The organism is Nocardia sp. NPDC059180 (assembly GCF_042754945.1).
In the GTDB taxonomy this organism is placed as follows: Bacteria; Actinomycetota; Actinomycetes; order Mycobacteriales; family Mycobacteriaceae; genus Nocardia.
In genome coordinates, this window is the sequence record NZ_JBHZBU010000003.1 from 196,792 (window position 1) to 212,857 (window position 16,066).

Annotated in this window: 17 protein-coding genes; 11 read left to right on the plus strand and 6 right to left on the minus strand. The window is 67.2% G+C overall.

From position 1 onward, the window contains the following. The first annotated feature begins 112 nt into the window (after positions 1–112). The 3 genes from ACFXNW_RS11385 to ACFXNW_RS11395 all read left to right on the plus strand — a co-directional run bounded on the left by ACFXNW_RS11385 (position 113) and on the right by ACFXNW_RS11395 (position 2,903). Positions 113–1,414 carry an N-acetylmuramoyl-L-alanine amidase gene (locus ACFXNW_RS11385; protein WP_379417560.1) on the plus strand — a complete coding sequence of 434 codons (1,302 nt, stop codon included), beginning with the start codon at positions 113–115 and terminating at the stop codon, positions 1,412–1,414. A gap of 91 nt (positions 1,415–1,505) precedes the next feature. Continuing rightward, complete coding sequence (locus ACFXNW_RS11390) at positions 1,506–2,540, plus strand: CobW family GTP-binding protein (RefSeq protein ID WP_379417561.1); 1,035 nt, start codon at positions 1,506–1,508, stop codon at positions 2,538–2,540. Between the two features lie 174 nt (positions 2,541–2,714). Then, positions 2,715–2,903 (plus strand): hypothetical protein, encoded by a 189-nt coding sequence (locus tag ACFXNW_RS11395; protein WP_379417562.1) that lies wholly within the window; start codon positions 2,715–2,717, stop codon positions 2,901–2,903. Between the two features lie 42 nt (positions 2,904–2,945). Here ACFXNW_RS11395 and ACFXNW_RS11400 read toward each other — a convergent pair whose 3' ends face one another. The 4 genes from ACFXNW_RS11400 to glp form a co-directional block, all read right to left on the minus strand. After that, on the minus strand, positions 2,946–3,953 hold the full coding sequence (locus ACFXNW_RS11400; RefSeq protein ID WP_379417563.1) for an AraC family transcriptional regulator ligand-binding domain-containing protein: 1,008 nt from the start codon (positions 3,951–3,953) through the stop codon (positions 2,946–2,948). Between the two features lie 176 nt (positions 3,954–4,129). After that, on the minus strand, positions 4,130–4,561 hold the full coding sequence (locus tag ACFXNW_RS11405) for a molybdenum cofactor biosynthesis protein MoaE (protein WP_379418101.1): 432 nt from the start codon (positions 4,559–4,561) through the stop codon (positions 4,130–4,132). Next, entirely contained in the window at positions 4,548–5,600 is a 1,053-nt protein-coding gene (moaCB, locus tag ACFXNW_RS11410; protein ID WP_379417564.1) for a bifunctional molybdenum cofactor biosynthesis protein MoaC/MoaB, read from the minus strand. The genes ACFXNW_RS11405 and moaCB overlap by 14 nt, the downstream gene beginning before the upstream one ends. Further along, positions 5,597–6,817, minus strand: coding sequence for a gephyrin-like molybdotransferase Glp (glp, locus tag ACFXNW_RS11415; protein ID WP_379417565.1), 1,221 nt, complete (start codon positions 6,815–6,817; stop codon positions 5,597–5,599). The genes moaCB and glp overlap by 4 nt, the downstream gene beginning before the upstream one ends. Before the next feature lie 145 nt (positions 6,818–6,962). Between glp and moaA the strand changes: the two genes are divergently transcribed. The 4 genes from moaA to ACFXNW_RS11435 all read left to right on the plus strand — a co-directional run bounded on the left by moaA (position 6,963) and on the right by ACFXNW_RS11435 (position 10,300). Next, positions 6,963–8,006 carry a GTP 3',8-cyclase MoaA gene (moaA, locus tag ACFXNW_RS11420; RefSeq protein WP_379418102.1) on the plus strand — a complete coding sequence of 348 codons (1,044 nt, stop codon included), beginning with the start codon at positions 6,963–6,965 and terminating at the stop codon, positions 8,004–8,006. Continuing rightward, entirely contained in the window at positions 7,999–8,241 is a 243-nt protein-coding gene (locus ACFXNW_RS11425) for a MoaD/ThiS family protein (RefSeq protein WP_379417566.1), read from the plus strand. The genes moaA and ACFXNW_RS11425 overlap by 8 nt, the downstream gene beginning before the upstream one ends. A gap of 96 nt (positions 8,242–8,337) precedes the next feature. Continuing rightward, entirely contained in the window at positions 8,338–9,051 is a 714-nt protein-coding gene (locus ACFXNW_RS11430; RefSeq protein ID WP_379417567.1) for a YciI family protein, read from the plus strand. A 10-nt stretch (positions 9,052–9,061) separates the two neighbouring features. Then, complete coding sequence (locus ACFXNW_RS11435; protein WP_379417568.1) at positions 9,062–10,300, plus strand: RNA polymerase sigma factor; 1,239 nt, start codon at positions 9,062–9,064, stop codon at positions 10,298–10,300. A 111-nt stretch (positions 10,301–10,411) separates the two neighbouring features. On the opposite strand, the gene nadE is transcribed toward ACFXNW_RS11435, so the two are convergent. Continuing rightward, positions 10,412–11,236 (minus strand): ammonia-dependent NAD(+) synthetase, encoded by an 825-nt coding sequence (gene nadE / locus ACFXNW_RS11440; protein WP_379417569.1) that lies wholly within the window; start codon positions 11,234–11,236, stop codon positions 10,412–10,414. Between the two features lie 6 nt (positions 11,237–11,242). After that, complete coding sequence (locus ACFXNW_RS11445; protein ID WP_379417570.1) at positions 11,243–11,905, minus strand: TetR/AcrR family transcriptional regulator; 663 nt, start codon at positions 11,903–11,905, stop codon at positions 11,243–11,245. Positions 11,906–12,022: 117 nt separating this feature from the next. On the opposite strand from ACFXNW_RS11445, the gene ACFXNW_RS11450 reads away from it, so the two are divergent. The 4 genes from ACFXNW_RS11450 to nrdE all read left to right on the plus strand — a co-directional run bounded on the left by ACFXNW_RS11450 (position 12,023) and on the right by nrdE (position 15,965). Then, positions 12,023–12,592: an NAD(P)H-dependent oxidoreductase gene (locus ACFXNW_RS11450; protein WP_379417571.1), complete on the plus strand. Its 570-nt coding sequence runs from the start codon at positions 12,023–12,025 to the stop codon at positions 12,590–12,592. 490 nt (positions 12,593–13,082) lie between these two features. Beyond that, positions 13,083–13,313: a glutaredoxin-like protein NrdH gene (gene nrdH, locus ACFXNW_RS11455; RefSeq protein ID WP_379417572.1), complete on the plus strand. Its 231-nt coding sequence runs from the start codon at positions 13,083–13,085 to the stop codon at positions 13,311–13,313. A 40-nt stretch (positions 13,314–13,353) separates the two neighbouring features. Continuing rightward, a complete protein-coding gene (nrdI, locus tag ACFXNW_RS11460) occupies positions 13,354–13,821 on the plus strand; it encodes a class Ib ribonucleoside-diphosphate reductase assembly flavoprotein NrdI (protein WP_379417573.1) in 468 nt (155 codons plus the stop codon). Positions 13,822–13,883: 62 nt separating this feature from the next. Next, entirely contained in the window at positions 13,884–15,965 is a 2,082-nt protein-coding gene (nrdE, locus tag ACFXNW_RS11465; protein ID WP_379418103.1) for a class 1b ribonucleoside-diphosphate reductase subunit alpha, read from the plus strand. Positions 15,966–16,066: the final 101 nt, after the last annotated feature.

Consider the following 16,066-nt stretch of genomic DNA (forward strand, 5'->3'; position numbering starts at 1 on the left):
GGGGGTTGCGCTGCGGTTGCCGCTGTGACCAGAGTGAACCACTGGGTTTGGTGTTGCTAGTGGGAAGCTAGTGGGAAGGGAGGGGCGCTCCGTCCCGGAGCGCCGACCGCACATGAAGCCGAAACTCGTCAAGGCCGGTATCTGCGCCGCCGTCAGCGCGGCGATGACGGTCACCCTGTCCGGTGTCACCGCGTCCGCCGAGCCGATTTCGCCGGACATGGCCACCAAACTGGCGGGCAAGACCGTCTTCCTCGACCCCGGCCATCAGGGGTCGAACCACACCGAGAATCTGTCCCGCCAGGTCAGCGATGGCCGCGGCGGCACCAAGGACTGTCAGACCACCGGCATGACCTCGCTCAACGGGGTCGCCGAACACACCATCAACTGGAATGTCGCACAGTTGGTCAAGACCTCGCTGGAAAGCCTCGGCGCCCGGGTGGTGCTCAGCCGCCAGGACGACAGCGGCTGGGGCGGCTGCATAGATGAACGGGCCAGGGCTGCCAACGAATCCGGTGCGGCCGTCGCGGTCAGCATCCACGCCGACGGCGCGCCCGCGCAGTATCGCGGATTCCACGTCATCGTTCCGCAACTGCCGATCCCGGACGCCGCGGCCGACCGGGCCCAGTCGACCGATGGCCTGGCGGCGTCGAAGTCGATGCGCGATGCCTACCTGTCGTCGGGGTTCCCGTCGGCGAACTACGCGGGCGTGGTCGACGGGCTGCAGACCCGTGCCGATGTGGCCGGACCGGCGCTGACCACCGTGCCCGATGTGTTCATCGAGATGGGCAACGGCGCCAACCCGGAGGATGCCGCGCTGCTGGAAACCGATGACGGACAGCTGAAGCACGCCATTGCCATCACCACCGGCTTGGTCGGCTTCCTGCTCGGGGCGCCCCCTGCGGGCGATACCCCGGTGGCGGCGCCCGATGCCGGGGTCGACAGTCCGGCCGTGGCACCGGCTCCGGCGCCGCAGACCCCCGCCGCGGCTCCGGAAACTCCGGCAGCGCCGGCGCCGACGACGACTACGACAGCGCCGACGACCGAGCCCGCCCCTGCCGAAGCACCGGCGCCGTCCACCTCGAAGTCGCCGACCGGCACCACGACGCCTCCGGCCGCACCCGCGCAGCGACCGGGCGTGAACCAATCCCGTACCGCTCCCGGTGCGGACGCGCCGCAGGCGCAATCCACGCCCGCCACCACCACGCCGAAGGCGGCGCCGGGCACTACCAAGCCGCCGAGTGGATCGAGCAGTAAAGCTCCTGAGCCGGAATCCGAGAACGGTGTTGTCGGCACAGTCATGGAGCTGCTGATGCCGCTGGCCAAGGCGCTGGGCATGGACGACACCGCGATCACCGCGGAGCTGATCAACCTCGCCTACACACTGGCCGCCGCGTTGTTCTCGCCGACGGACTGAATCCACGGCATACCGGATGCCCACCTGCCCTCGTGGCCGGTGGGCATCCGGCCGTGGGGAGGGCGTCGGTCGCGGCCAGTAAGGTGTCCGGGTGGCCCAGTCGATTCCTGTCGTGATCGTCGCCGGGTTCCTCGGGTCCGGCAAGACGACACTGCTCAATCATCTGCTCCGCGACAATCGCGGCACCCGGATCGGGGTCGTGGTCAACGACTTCGGCGCGATCAATATCGATGCGATGCTGGTGGCGGGCCAGGTCGATGCGATGGTCTCGCTCGGCAACGGCTGCGTGTGCTGCGCCGTCGACGTCAGTGAGCTGGATGAGCTGTTCGATCGTCTGGCCCAGCCCAGCGCCCGTATCGACGTCATCGTGGTCGAGGCCAGTGGCCTGGCCGAACCGCGCAACCTCATCCGGATGGTGGTCGGCAGCGACAATCCGCGCATCCGCTACGGCGGGCTGGTGGAAGTAGTCGACGCCGAACAGTTCCCGGACAACCGCGCGCGGCATCCGGAACTGGCCGACCATCTGCGCCTGGCCGACCTGGTGGTGGTCAACAAGGCTGATCGGGTCGATGTGACCCGCCTGAAGTCGCTCCGCGAGGAGATCGCCGCACTCATCGCCCCGGCGCCGGTGTACGCGACCACGCACGGCCGGATCGAACCGGGGCTGCTCTTCGACGAACCACTGCGCGAAGCGCCGCGGGTCGCGCAGCAATTGAGTTTCGACGAATTGCTCGCCGACCATCACCACGATCCCGCCGACGGACACCGTCACCTGCACGACGAATACGCCACCGCCTCGTTCACCAGCGCGCGCGATCTCGATCCGCGGTTGCTTGCTCGTTTTCTGGAGGATCCGCCGGCAGGTCTGTTCCGCGCCAAGGGTTTCGTGGCTTTCGCGGTCGCGGGCGAACACCGCAAGTTCGTGCTGCATATGGTCGGGCGCCATATCGTGTGCGAGCCGACGAATTGGCGCCGCGGCGAGGATCGGGGGACCCGGATGGTGCTCATCGGTTCGGGCCTGGATACTGAACTGGCCGTCAAGGGTCTGAGTGAGGCGGTGCACGCCGGAGACGAATTGCTCGACGCACAATCGATGCTGCCGATCTGGCGTCATGTGCCGCACTGAATCCGAAATTGGCGCGTTTATCACTAGTCTGGCGCAATAGGCGCTGGCGCCGTCGTACCCATCGCACAAAACTCATAATCATGTTCGTTGTGTCGCCGCACTAGGCGTGTCGCCTAGTGAAAGCCCCGGTGTACTGCGGACAGTTCGGAGTTCGCTCGACGAGGGGAGAGTGCCATGTACGCATCCAGGGAGACCGCCACTGCCTATGTAATCGCCGCGCTGGAAGCCAAGGGAACGGCGACCCGCTACGATTTCGACGTACCCGCGATCGTCGCCGCCTCGCACGCGGCCGCCAGAAGCTGGGACTTCCAGTCCATCGAGGGCGGAACCTTCTGGCGCATCGCCGCCCGATTCCTGAAGTAGCACCACAGGCCGAAACGCCGCCGGCGGGCCCGCCGGCGGCGTTCAGTCCAATTGCTCGCAGCGGCGGTGTGCCGGGGCGACCGACCATCGCTGCGCGGCGCGCCGAATCGAGCCCGGGTCGGTGTAGCCGAGTAGCTGGGCTTGGCGCGCACGGGTGATCGGGCCGGTCGCGGTGGCCTCGGCCAACCGGATCGCGCGCGCCCGGTCCACCTCTTGACGCCACGTCGTCCCGGCCTCCATCAGCCGACGCTGCAAGGTCCGCGGGCTCGTCGCCATCCGCCGGGCGACAGCCTCGAGCGATATCTCACCGACCTCGAGTGCCTTGGCCAATGTCGTCGCGACCTGATCCGACCAGGTCGTCGCCAGCGGCGGTGGCGGCGGCAGGGCGTCTGCCAGCGGTCGCAGCACAGAGGCAAGCGATGGATCAGTCGATGTCAGCGGCAGATTCATATCGGCCGACCGGAACGTGACCGTGTCGACGGATGCGTTGAACTCGATATCGGTCGTGCCGAATACTTCGACAAAGGTGTCCAGCGACTTCGGCGCAGCCTGCCGCAGCCTGACCCGTACCGGGATCACCGGTGCGGCGATCACCAGGCGACTGCGGGTCACAACGGCAGCCAGGGCCCACAGATGAATCCGCTCCCGGCTGTATCCGTTGGCGTCCACCATATCGACGTAGAGCGTTACCTCATCGTCGCCCTCAGCAACCAGATTGAACCGGTGATTGGTCGTCACGGCGGTGATGTAGGGCCCGAGCGTGTGCAGTCCGGACCCGAGATCGGGTGCTGTCGAGAACAGGTAGTCATACAGCCCGAGGCAACCAAGGCTGTATTTGTTCGCCACTCGGAGTGGGACATTCGGATCGCCGAGTTCGTGTTCGGCGACCTCCCACAACCGGGCGAAGAACTCGCTCGGCACGTGTGCTTCCGGGCTGGCCAGTGCCCATGCGGGGAGCCCGATGTCGCGGATCAGCTTGTCGCGGTCGAGTCCGGCCGCGGCGAGCTCGCCGATGACGAAGCGATGCAATGTGATCTGGTCAGTACGCAATGCCCCTCTCCTGTTCGGGAGACCGTTCAGCACCTGGGGCCACGGTATACGGACACCCACGATCCGTCACGGAAAAGGGCGCAAAGTTTACCCGATGGAATCCCCGGGTAAACATGGAAAATCTGTCGCGTGTGCGACATCTCGGCTGCTAGGTGAGTGTCGCGCCGGTGACAACGTCAGCCGCAGGCGTTGACCCACTCCGACAGGCCGTCGGCGAACAGCTGCCGCTTCCAGATCGGCACCTCGTGTTTGATCCGGTCCACCAGTTCGGCGCAGGCAGCGAACGCCTCGGCCCGATGCGCTGCCGCGACCGCGACGACGATGGCCAGATCGCCGACCGTCAGGTTGCCCACCCGATGAACGGCGGCCACCGGAAGCCCGGACGACGCGGCCTGTTCCGCACAGCACCGATGCAGGAATCGTTGCGCCTCGGGGTGGGCAGAATACTCGAGCGCCGAAACCGCCTGCCCACCATCGTGGTTGCGCACCACCCCGGTGAACACGACGACCGCGCCGTGCTCGGGGCCCGCCACCGCGGCATCGACCGCCGCCGGATCGAGTGGTCGATCACTGATCTCGGCCAGCCGCACCAGATCACCCGTTGTCATGGTCACCGCCTCCTGCGACCTGTGCGAGCAGATGCTCGAGCAGCGGTTCGAGCACTGCGATACCGTCCTTGACACCGCCGGGGGAGCCCGGCAGATTCACGATTACCGTCGGCCCGGCGAGACCCGCGACACCACGGCTGAGCGCCGCGAGCGGGAACTTCGCGGTGCCACGCTGCCGGATGGCCTCGGCGACGCCGGGCAGTTCCCGATCCAGCACGGCCAGTGTGGCTTCCGGAGTGGCATCGGTAGGGGAGGCGCCGGTGCCGCCGGTGCTCACGACGAGAGCGGGGGCCTCCCGCAACGCGTCGGCGAGCCCAGCCGCGATATCGGCGTCGGCGTAGATCAGTGGACCACGCACCGAGAAGCCGAGTGCGGTCAACCATTCGGCGAGCGCAGGTCCGGTGGTGTCTGTTCGGGTGCCTGCGGCGGCGCCGGTCGAGGCGACCACAACGACGGCCGAGCGGTCCGATCGAGCTGGTACAGGCGCCGCGGCAGTCGTGGCCGCCGCCGAGGCGGTGACCAGGCCTTCCGGTGCCGTGGTATCGACTACGCCGGTGCCTGTCCGGGTGTCGGGCCGCTCCCAATGTCCACGCTTGCCGCCCTCTTTGGTGAGCAGCCGGACCCCGGTCAGCACGGCGGCCGGATCGACGGCCTTGACCATGTCGTGCAGCGTCAGCCCGGCGACCGCGACGGCAGTCAGTGCCTCCATCTCGACGCCGGTGGGCCCCTTGGTCTTCGCGGTCGCCTCGATGGTGATCGAGTCCGCGGTGAATCCGAACGCCACCTTCACCGACGACAAGGCCAGCTGATGGCAGAGCGGGATCAGTTCGGAGGTCTTCTTCGCCCCCGCGATACCGGCGATCCGGGCGGTCGAGAGCACATCGGCCTTGGGCATATCGTCGGCCCGCACCAACGCGACCACCGCGGCGGTGGTGCGCAATTCGCCTGCCGCGACCGCGACCCGTGTGGTCTCGGCCTTGGCGCTCACATCAACCATATGGGCGCGGCCCTCGGCGTCCACATGCGACAACTCGTTCACAGCGACCACACTCGCACAGGCGCACCGACCGGCAGGGCACCGACCTCGGCGGGCACATCGATGAGCACATCGGCGGCGGCCATGCTCGCCACCAGATGCGAACCCGGCCCGGACACCACCTCCACCGCGCGCGGCCCGCCCGCCGTGTGCGCGAGGCGTCCGCGCAGGAACTGCCGCCTGCCCTGCGGTGAGCGGATCGCGCTCAGCAGCGGCAGTTCGAACACCTCGACCTCCGGTAGTCCCGCCAGCCGACGCAGTATCGGCCGCGCGAACACCTCGAACGACACCATCGCGCTGACCGGGTTGCCGGGGAAGCTGAGCACCGGAACACCGTCGACGACGGTCAGACCCTGCGGTCCACCCGGCTGCACCGCGACCGAGCCGAACAGCCCGCCCATCGGTTCCAGCACATCCTTGACCACCTCGAAATCGCCCTTGGACACCCCGCCGGTGGTGAACACGACGTCCGCGGAACGAGTTGCGGCGGCCAGCGTCCGGCGGAACTGGGCGGGCTGATCGCCGCTGTGCTCGACAGAGGTGACGGTGACTCCGTTGGCGGTGAGCGCCGCGGCCAAGGCGATACCGTTGGAGTTGTAGATCTGTCCTGGACGCAGCGCGGTGCCCGCGGGCACGAGTTCGTCACCGCTGGTGATCACCGTGGCGCGGACCGGCTGGAACACCCGCACGGTCGGCAGCCCCACCGCGGCGAGGGCAGCGATATGCCGGGCGGCCAGCAGGGTGCCCGCGCCGACCAGCTCCTCGCCCGCGCGGACGTCGGTGCCCGGCTCGCGCACGAATTCGCCTCGGCTGCGGCCTCGCTCGATGGTGACCGAGCCTGCGTCACCGTGGGCGTCCTCAACTGGGACCACACAATCGGCGCCCGGCGGAATCGGCGCACCGGTCATGACTTTGCGTGCGGCCCCCGGAGCCAGCGGCTCCAGACCGGGATCGCCTGCCGCGACCACACCGGACAGCGGCAGCGTCACCGGCGTCACGGCGACGTCGTCGGCGCGCACCGCATAGCCGTCCATCGCGGAATTGCGGAACACCGGCAGATCCAGGGGCGCGCGCACGGTATCGGCCAATTGCCTGCCCAGCGCGGCGGGCACGGCGACGGTCTCGACCGGCCGCGCCGCGAGCGGACGCAGCAGCGCTTCGATGCTGTCGCGGTACTCGTCGACGGACCGGACTGCGACGGTGGCGGACCGGGGAGTCATGCGATCAGCCTAATCGCAGGTCGCGGGCATGGTTACCGCCCTCTTCTCACCTGCGCACACGGCGGTTTGTGAGGTCCGAAGACGGCAACGGCAGCGTGGTCCTGCCGGGTGCAAGGGTCATAATGGAGGGGTGACGCTGGTCGAGATGGGCATCCCCGCCGTGCGGTCAGGGCGTCCCTCGCTCGACGGCCGCCCCGAAACGCCGCTGCTCGTGGACCGATTCGGCCGCATCGCGCGCGATCTACGCGTCTCCATCACCGAGAAATGCTCGCTGCGCTGCACCTATTGCATGCCCGAGGAAGGCCTGCCCGCGATCCCGCGCGACGAACTGCTGACCGCCGCGGAAATCGTGCGCTTGGTCACCCTGGCGGTGCGTGAACTCGGCGTGCACGAGGTGCGCTTCACCGGCGGTGAGCCACTGATGCGCCGGGACCTGGAAGACATCATCACCGGCTGCCATGAGCAGGTCCCCGATACGCCGCTGGCCATGACCACCAACGGTGTGGGCCTCGAACACCGGGCCCGCGCCTTGGCACGTGCCGGGCTGGGCCGGGTCAACGTCTCGCTCGACACCGTCGACCGCTTCGGCTTCGCGACACTCACCCGCCGCGACCGGCTCGATTCGGTTCTCGCCGGAATCCGTGCCGCCAGGGATGCCGGTTTGGCGCCGATGAAGGTCAACGCGGTGCTGATGCGCCAGACCTTGGACGGTGCGCCCGATCTGCTGCGCTGGTGCCTCGACGAGGACTGCGAGCTGCGGTTCATCGAGGAGATGCCGCTGGACGCCGACCACGAATGGGCGCGGACCAATATGGTCACCGCCGCCGAATTGCTCGACGTGCTCGGCACCCGATTCGAACTCACCGCCGCCGGACGACCCGATCCTTCGGCGCCCGCCGAACGGTGGCTGGTCGACGGTGGCCCCGCGACCGTCGGCATCATCGCCTCGGTGACCCGCAAGTTCTGCGACACCTGCGATCGCACCCGCCTCACCGCCGACGGCATGCTGCGCTCATGCCTGTTCAGCGATCAGGAGTTCGACCTACGCGCGGTGCTGCGCTCAGGTGCGGGCGATGACGAGATCGCCGAACTGTGGCGCGGCGCGATGTGGAACAAATGGGCAGGCCACGGCATCGACGCGGCCGGTTTCGCCCCACCCGAACGGACGATGGGAGCCATCGGTGGTTGAGGTCCGCTATTTCGCCGCCATCGCCGACGCGGTCGGCAAGGACACCGAATCGCTCGACCTGCCCTCCGACGCCACCATCGGTGACCTGCGAACGGCGCTGGCCCGCGCCTACGGTCCCGACCTGGACAAGATGCTCGACGTCTGCGCCTACCTGGTCGGCGACGAACTGACCCGCGACGCTTCCGCGGCCTTGACGCCGCGGGTCGACGTGCTGCCGCCGTTCGCGGGCGGCTGACCCGCCGCGCGCGGCTCGTGTCGAGAAACGCGATCCCCATCCGTCGTGCTGATGAGAGGGGTATCCGGCTCCTCCGATTCGAGGAAGGATGGCGCTATGTACTACCTGGCATTGCTCGCCGGACGCGACGACGTCGAGGACGTCGCACCGGGCTCACCCGAGTTCGACGCGGAGGTCGCGCGGTACGCGGAGTTCGAGGAGCGGGCCGCGGCGGTCATCGCGGGCGGCGTCGCGCTGTATCCGTCGAGCACCTCGGTGAACATCACCCGCGACGGTGAGAACACCCTGATCACCGACGGTCCGTTCGCCGAAGGCGCCGAGGTCGTCGGCGGGTTCTATGTGTTCGATGTCGCCGATCTGGACGAGGCGATCGGTGTGGCCCGGCAACTGCCTGCCCTCGATTCGGGTGCGATCGAACTCCGGCCACTGGTGCAGTGGACGCCGCATGCGACGCCGGGCCAGGACTGGTGGATGACGCTGCTGTGGGATCGCGCGGACGCGGTCATCGAGCCGGGCACTCCCGCCTGGGACACCATGGCTACCGAACACCAGCGGTTCGCCGACCGGGTGGGTGCGGCAATCCGTGGCGGTGGCGCGCTGCGTCCGCCCGCGACCGCCACGACATTGCGCGGGCGCGACGGTGAACTGCTGATCACCGACGGCCCGTTCGGCGAGACCGCGGAGGTCGTCGACGGGCTCTACCTGTTCACCGCGCCCGATCGCAGCGCCGCCGCCGAGATCGCCGCGCTGGTGCCGATGGGAAACAAGGGCCGCACCGAACTGCGGCAGGTCGTCGACCTCGGCGAATGACACACCGACCATGACCGACCCGGCCGGACTCGATGACGTTTACCGCGCCGAGTTCGGCCGGGCGGTCGCCACACTGGCGCGGCTGACCGGCGATATCGGGTTGGCCGAGGACGCGGTGCAGGAGGCATTCGCCGACGCGCTACGCACCTGGCCGCAGCGCGGCAGACCCGACAACCCCGGTGCGTGGATCACCACCGCCGCCAGGCATCGGGCCCTCGACCGGCTGCGCCGGGAATCCTCGCGGGACGCACGGGAATCGGCCGCCGCCCAACTCATGCCGGACAGCGAGGAGCCGGATGTGTCGAGTATCGCCGACGATCAGCTGCGGATGATCTTCACCTGCTGTCATCCGGCGCTGGCCCCGGAATCCCGGGTCGCGCTGACGCTGCGTTTGGTGTGCGGGCTGCGCACCGCCGAGATCGCCAGGGCGTTCTTGCAGCCGGAGCCGACGGTCGCGCAGCGGCTCAGCCGGGCAAAGGCACGGATCCGTGATGCAGGCATCCCGTTGCGGGTTCCGCCGCCGCATCTGCTGCCCGAACGCACCCCCGCGGTGCTGGCCTGCATCTATCTGGTGTTCACCGAGGGCTACTTCGCGACCTCGGGTCCTGAAGCCGTGCGGGATGAACTGTGCGATGAGGCGGTCAGGCTCGGCACACTGCTGTGTGAGCTGATGCCTCGCGAACCGCAGGCGCGGGCGTTGCTCGCGCTGATGCTGCTCACCGACAGCCGCCGCGCCCAGCGCCGTAGCGCCGACGGCGGGCTCGTGCCTCTCGAAGAGCAGGATCGCCACGGATGGAACCGGGCGCAGATCCGAGCCGGACTGTCCTGCCTGGTCTCGGCCGCCGAGGACGGTGGCGGCGGAAAGTATCTCGCACAGGCCCGGATCGCGGCCGCGCATGTGGTCGCACCGAGCTGGGACCAGACCGACTGGGCGGCGATCGTCGCCGCCTACGACGACCTGAGCAGCTGCGCGTGGACACCCGCTGTGGCGGTCAATCGCGCAGTCGCACTGGGTTTCCGCGATGGTCCAGCGGAGGGGCTCGGGGCATTGGATGAGATCGCGGATCACCCGCGGCTCGCGAACAGTCATCTGGTTCCCGCTACCCGCGCCGAGCTGCTGCGCCGGGCGGGGCGCTATCGGGAAGCGGCCGACCACTACCGGCGTGCTCTGGCATCGATCGGCAACGATCCGGCCGCGCGATATTTGCGACGTCGCCTGGACGAGGTGGTCGCTGCCGACGCCGGGTAGTCCGCCATTCGCGCAGTAGCGAATGGCGGCATCCGGCGCTCTCGCGGCCGAGGGGTCCGTAGCGGGCGGACTCGGCATCCCGCTCGCTGCCCCGTTGCGGCGCAGCGAGGCTCAGCGCCACCAGTCGTCGAGTGGCGTGACCGGAACCGTGCGCTTGTGCCGGGTCTTGGTGAAGATGTCTTCCACCCGCTCGGCCACCTCCGCGGTGACCTCTTTACCCTCGAGGTAGTCGTCGATCTCGCTGTAGCGCAGGCCGAGTGCTTCCTCGTCGGGCAGGGCGGGGCGATCGTCTTCCAGGTCGGCCGTCGGCACCTTCGACCAGATGGAGGCGGGCGCACCCAGCTCCTGGAGCAGTGCCGCGCCCTGGCGCTTGGTCAGGCCGGTGAGCGGGGTCAGGTCGACGCCGCCGTCACCGAACTTGGTGAAGAATCCGGTGACCGCTTCCGCGGCATGATCGGTGCCGACCACCAGCAGGTTCTCCTGTCCGGCAATGGCGTATTGGACCACCATGCGTTCGCGGGCCTTGATGTTGCCGCGCACGAAATCACGCAGCTTGTCGGTCTTCAGGCCCGAGGCGACCTCGGCCGCAACGGCATTGGCGCCGGGCCGGATATTGACCACCACCGACCGCTGCGGCGCGATGAAGGTCATCGCGACCCGCGCGTCCGCCTCATCGGATTGGACGCCGTAGGGCAGCCGCACCGCGATGAAGGTGGCCTCGACCCCTTCGGCCTGCAACTCCTCGGTCGCCAACTGGCACAGCCGCCCGGCCAGCGCGCTGTCCTGGCCACCGCTGATGCCGAGGGCATATCCCTTGGTATGGGTGGCGCGCAGGTAGTCCTTGAGGAAATCGATCCGGCGCCGGACCTCGGTTTTCGGCTCGATGGACGGCTGGACGCCGAGCTCGGCGATGATCTGTGCACGCAGGTTCCCCATAGCCGCTCACTCTACTGGCGCGACCGGCCCCGCCACACGCCGAACGAGCCCTTCCCAATGATCTCCGATCTGATCTCTGGTGTAGCCGAGAGCGCGGACCTGGTGCAGCACCAGCGTCGCGCTCAACGCGGCGAGCAGGGAATCGGCCAGTAGCGGGATATCGCCTGGGGTTGCCGCTTCGCGCAGCAGCATCGACACATGGGTTTTGAGCAGGTTGTAGGGCAACCCGCCGTAGCGCTCGTCGGCCGGTCCCATCTCGGCCGCCCGGTACAGCTCGCCCTCGACGTCGATATCGAGCAGCCGGGCCCGCCCGAACGCCACCAGCCGCTCCGCCGGCGGCGCGCCCGGACCCAGCGGAGGCGGCCCGAACATGAACGCTTCCTGGAATTTGCGTTCGGAGTGATCGAGTAGCGCCAGCATCAGCCCGGTCCGATTGCCGAACCGGCGGAACACCGTCCCCTTGCCGACGCCTGCGCGTTTGGCCAGCGCGTCCATGGTCAAGCTGTCCACACCGTGCTCACGCACCAGCTGCTGCGCCGCGTCCAGCAGCAGCTGACGGTTGCGCGCGGCGTCGGCGCGTTCGGTGGGTACGGCGGTGCCTGGTAGTGGGGCCCCGATGGACAGCAGTGGGGCGTCACCGGTGCGACCTGGCACGACGGGGTCGGTCATAGGGGTGTTGTAGCTCACTGGGGGCTCGCCTACTCCGATTGGAATGATTCGGACCGTGGTCCGGTTATTACCCGATAGCTTACATCGGCAGTCATATCCAGTAGACCAGGAGAAGTCATGAGCCAGACCCGCATTCTCACCCTCGTCGGCAGCCTTCGCGCGGGCTCGATCAACCGGCAGCTCGCCGAGGCCGCGGTGCAGATCGCACCCGAGGGCGTGGAGATCGCCATCTACCAGGGACTCGCCGACATCCCCTTCTACAACGAGGACACCGACGTCGACGGCTCGGTGCCCGCCGCCGCGCAGCAGTTGCGTGCCGCCGCGGCCGAGGCCGACGCCCTGCTGCTGGTGACTCCCGAATACAACGGCACCCTGCCCGCCGTACTGAAGAACGCCATCGACTGGCTGTCGCGGCCGTACGGCGCCGGTGCCATCAAGGCCAAGCCGGTCGCGGTGGTGAGCGCATCCATCAGCCCCAACGCGGCCAAGTGGGCGCACGGTGACGCGGTGAAGTCGGTCGGCGTGGCCGGCGGGCGGGTCGTGGAGACCGCGCATCTGCACTTCGGCGCGATCGGCGAGCGGTTCGGCGCGGCGCATCCGCGCGAGGATGCCGAGGCGCTGATCGAGCTGGGCGCCACGATCGCCGAGCTGGTCGGCTCGGCCCGTGAGGAGCTCGTATCGGCCTGATCTCAGGACTGCCTCCGGTGCCGCCCTCGTCCCTTCGGGACGGGGGCGGCACTGTTGTGTGCCGGGGTGTGGAAGTGTCCTGCCGCGCGGCGGTGGCGGGTGGGGCTCGTTAGGCGCAGGAGGCGCTCGAGACGCCTGTGACCGGCGTGATGCAAGGGTTTGCTGAGGAAGCGCCGAGCCGCCGAATCGTGATCTGCGCCACTGCCGTGTCGGCTTGCGAATCGAGTGTCCAGGGACTTACGGCAAGGGAATTTCATCTTTGTGACTCGCAACATGTCGTGTTGTTCCAATGTGTCGGCCACTAGGTGTAGTGTCTTCGGTACTGGAGCAGGGCATGCACGAGCACCTCGCCCGACCCAGTGAGGACCGGCCCGAGCAGGGGATTTCGGGCCAGATCCAGGAGTTTGCGCAGCAACCTCGGATCTTGCTGTCACAGGCACTGCATACGGATCACCGGCTGTGGATCAGGCATAGGAGAGAGGGACTTCAATTGACCATCACCGTGTACACCAAGCCCGCTTGCGTCCAGTGCAATGCCACCTACAAGGCCCTCGACAAGGCCGGGGTGGATTACGAGATCATCGACATCTCGGAGAATGCCGACGCGCGTGACTACGTCATGGCGCTCGGCTATCTGCAGGCCCCCGTCGTCGTCGCGGGCGAGGTGCACTGGTCCGGCTTCCGGCCCGACCGCATCAAGTCGCTGGCCCTCGCGGCCTGAACAGACGTATCCGGCCTTCCGATGTCAGAGGGAGGTGGCCATGTCCGAATCGCCGGACAACGCGCTGGTCTACTTCTCCAGCGCGTCGGAGAACACACATCGTTTCGTCGAGAAGCTGGGCATTCCGGCGACTCGCATACCACTGCACACCGCCGATTCGCTGCGCGTCGACGAACCCTTCGTGCTGATCGTCCCCACCTACGGGGGCGGTCGGCACGTCCTGGGGGGGAGCCGGTCCGATAAGGACTTCGTACCGCGGCAGGTCGCCAAGTTCCTCAACGATCCGCACAACCGCGCTCTGTTGCGCGGGGTCGTCGCGGCCGGTAACACGAACTTCGGCGAGACCTTCTGCTATGCGGGAGAGGTGATCTCGCGCAAATGCGGGGTGCCCTACCTGTATCGCTTCGAACTCATGGGAACCGCGGAGGACGTCGAGCGCGTCCGAGAGGGATTGGGATTGTTTTGGCAGCAACAACGACAGCACCGTCCGGTAAGACGGCCCGCCTAGAGCAGGCCCCGATCCGGGGCGCGGAGGGCGGCGAGGTACTCGACTACCACGCCCTCAACGCGATGCTGAACCTGTACGGACCGGACGGTGAGATCCAGTTCGACAAGGATCGTGAAGCCGCCCACCAGTACTTCCTGCAGCACGTCAATCAGAACACGGTCTTCTTCCACAATCTGGACGAGAAGCTGGACTATCTGATCGACGAGAACTACTACGAGTCCGAGGTACTGGACCAATACAGCCGGGAGTTCATCAAGAGCCTGTTCCAGCAGGCCTACGCGAAGAAGTTCCGGTTCCCGACCTTCCTCGGCGCGTTCAAGTACTACACCTCGTACACGCTCAAGACCTTCGACGGCAAGCGTTACCTGGAACGGTTCGAGGACCGGGTATGCATGGTCGCGCTGACCCTGGCCGCCGGTGACGAAGTCCTGGCCCGCGAGCTGGTCGAGGAGGTCATCGACGGCCGCTTCCAGCCCGCCACCCCGACTTTCCTCAACTCCGGTAAGAAGCAGCGCGGCGAGCCGGTCTCCTGCTTCCTGCTGCGCATCGAGGACAATATGGAGTCCATCGGGCGCTCCATCAACTCCGCACTGCAGCTGTCCAAGCGTGGTGGCGGTGTGGCATTGCTGCTGAGCAATATTCGTGAGCACGGCGCGCCGATCAAGAAGATCGAGAACCAGTCTTCCGGCGTCATCCCGATCATGAAGCTGCTCGAGGACTCGTTCTCCTACGCCAACCAGCTCGGCGCGCGTCAGGGCGCGGGCGCGGTGTACCTGCACGCGCACCACCCCGACATCTACCGCTTCCTCGACACCAAGCGGGAGAACGCGGACGAGAAGATCCGCATCAAGACCCTCTCGCTCGGTGTGGTGATCCCCGACATCACCTTCGAACTGGCGAAGAAGAACGAGGACATGTACCTGTTCTCGCCGTACGACGTGGAACGCATCTACGGCAAGCCGTTCGCCGATATCGACGTCACCGAGAAGTACTACGAGATGGTCGACGACAAGCGCATCCGCAAGTCGAAGATCAAGGCACGCGAGTTCTTCCAGACCATCGCCGAGCTGCAGTTCGAGTCGGGCTACCCGTACATCATGTTCGAAGACACGGTGAACCGGGCCAACCCGATCGCAGGCAAGATCACCCACTCCAACCTGTGCTCGGAGATCCTGCAGGTCTCCACTCCGTCGGAGTTCAACGACGATCTGTCCTACGCCAAGGTCGGCAAGGACATCTCCTGCAACCTCGGCTCGCTCAATATCGCCAAGTCGATGGACTCGCCGGACTTCGCCAAGACCATCGAGACCTCGATCCGGGCGCTGACCGCGGTCTCGGATCAGACCCACATCTACTCGGTGCCCTCCATCGAGCAGGGCAACAACCAGTCGCACGCGATCGGTCTCGGGCAGATGAACCTGCACGGGTTCCTGGCGCGCGAGCGGATCCACTACGGATCCGAAGAGGGCATCGACTTCACCAATATCTACTTCTACACCGTGGTCTACCACGCGGTGCGGGCGTCGAACCTCATCGCCATCGAGCGCGGCAGCTACTTCGGTGGGTTCCCGGAGTCGAAGTACGCCAGCGGTGAATACTTCGACAAGTACACCGACCAGGCGTGGGAGCCCAAGACCGATCGGGTGCGTCAGCTGTTCGACGATGCGGGCGTGCACATTCCGACCCAGGACGATTGGCGTGCGCTGAAGGCCTCGGTCATGGAGCACGGCATCTACAACCAGAACCTGCAGGCGGTGCCGCCGACCGGCTCGATCTCCTACATCAACCACTCCACCAGCTCCATTCACCCGGTGGCGTCGAAGATCGAGATCCGCAAGGAAGGCAAGATCGGCCGCGTCTACTACCCGGCGCCCTATATGGACAACGACAACCTCGAGTACTACGAGGATGCCTACGAGATCGGCTACGAGAAGATCATCGACACCTACGCCGCGGCCACTCAGCACGTGGACCAGGGTCTGTCGCTGACGTTGTTCTTCAAGGACACCGCCAGCACCCGCGATCTCAACCGGGCCCAGATCTACGCCTGGCGCAAGGGCATCAAGACCCTGTACTACATCCGGTTGCGTCAGATGGCACTGGAAGGCACCGAGGTCGAGGGCTGCGTGAGCTGCATGCTCTGAGGCGTTATATCACGCGTAGATGGTGGCGCGGACCGGTGAACGCCGGTCCGCGCCATCTCTTTTGGGGGGCTGTCGGTGGCCGGCGCTATCCTGGTGGCATA

What these genes read in the sequence shown, in the direction of transcription:
- ACFXNW_RS11385 (WP_379417560.1), top strand. Translation starts at nt 113, where the DNA reads ATGAAGCCGAAACTCGTCAAGGCCGGTATCTGCGCCGCCGTCAGCGCG.
- ACFXNW_RS11395 (WP_379417562.1), top strand. Translation starts at nt 2,715, where the DNA reads ATGTACGCATCCAGGGAGACCGCCACTGCCTATGTAATCGCCGCGCTG.
- ACFXNW_RS11405 (WP_379418101.1), bottom strand. Translation starts at nt 4,561, where the DNA reads ATGACAACGGGTGATCTGGTGCGGCTGGCCGAGATCAGTGATCGACCA.
- glp (WP_379417565.1), bottom strand. Translation starts at nt 6,817, where the DNA reads ATGACTCCCCGGTCCGCCACCGTCGCAGTCCGGTCCGTCGACGAGTAC.
- moaA (WP_379418102.1), top strand. Translation starts at nt 6,963, where the DNA reads ATGGGCATCCCCGCCGTGCGGTCAGGGCGTCCCTCGCTCGACGGCCGC.
- ACFXNW_RS11430 (WP_379417567.1), top strand. Translation starts at nt 8,338, where the DNA reads ATGTACTACCTGGCATTGCTCGCCGGACGCGACGACGTCGAGGACGTC.
- ACFXNW_RS11435 (WP_379417568.1), top strand. Translation starts at nt 9,062, where the DNA reads ATGACCGACCCGGCCGGACTCGATGACGTTTACCGCGCCGAGTTCGGC.
- nadE (WP_379417569.1), bottom strand. Translation starts at nt 11,236, where the DNA reads ATGGGGAACCTGCGTGCACAGATCATCGCCGAGCTCGGCGTCCAGCCG.
- ACFXNW_RS11445 (WP_379417570.1), bottom strand. Translation starts at nt 11,905, where the DNA reads ATGACCGACCCCGTCGTGCCAGGTCGCACCGGTGACGCCCCACTGCTG.
- ACFXNW_RS11450 (WP_379417571.1), top strand. Translation starts at nt 12,023, where the DNA reads ATGAGCCAGACCCGCATTCTCACCCTCGTCGGCAGCCTTCGCGCGGGC.
- nrdI (WP_379417573.1), top strand. Translation starts at nt 13,354, where the DNA reads ATGTCCGAATCGCCGGACAACGCGCTGGTCTACTTCTCCAGCGCGTCG.
- nrdE (WP_379418103.1), top strand. Translation starts at nt 13,884, where the DNA reads ATGCTGAACCTGTACGGACCGGACGGTGAGATCCAGTTCGACAAGGAT.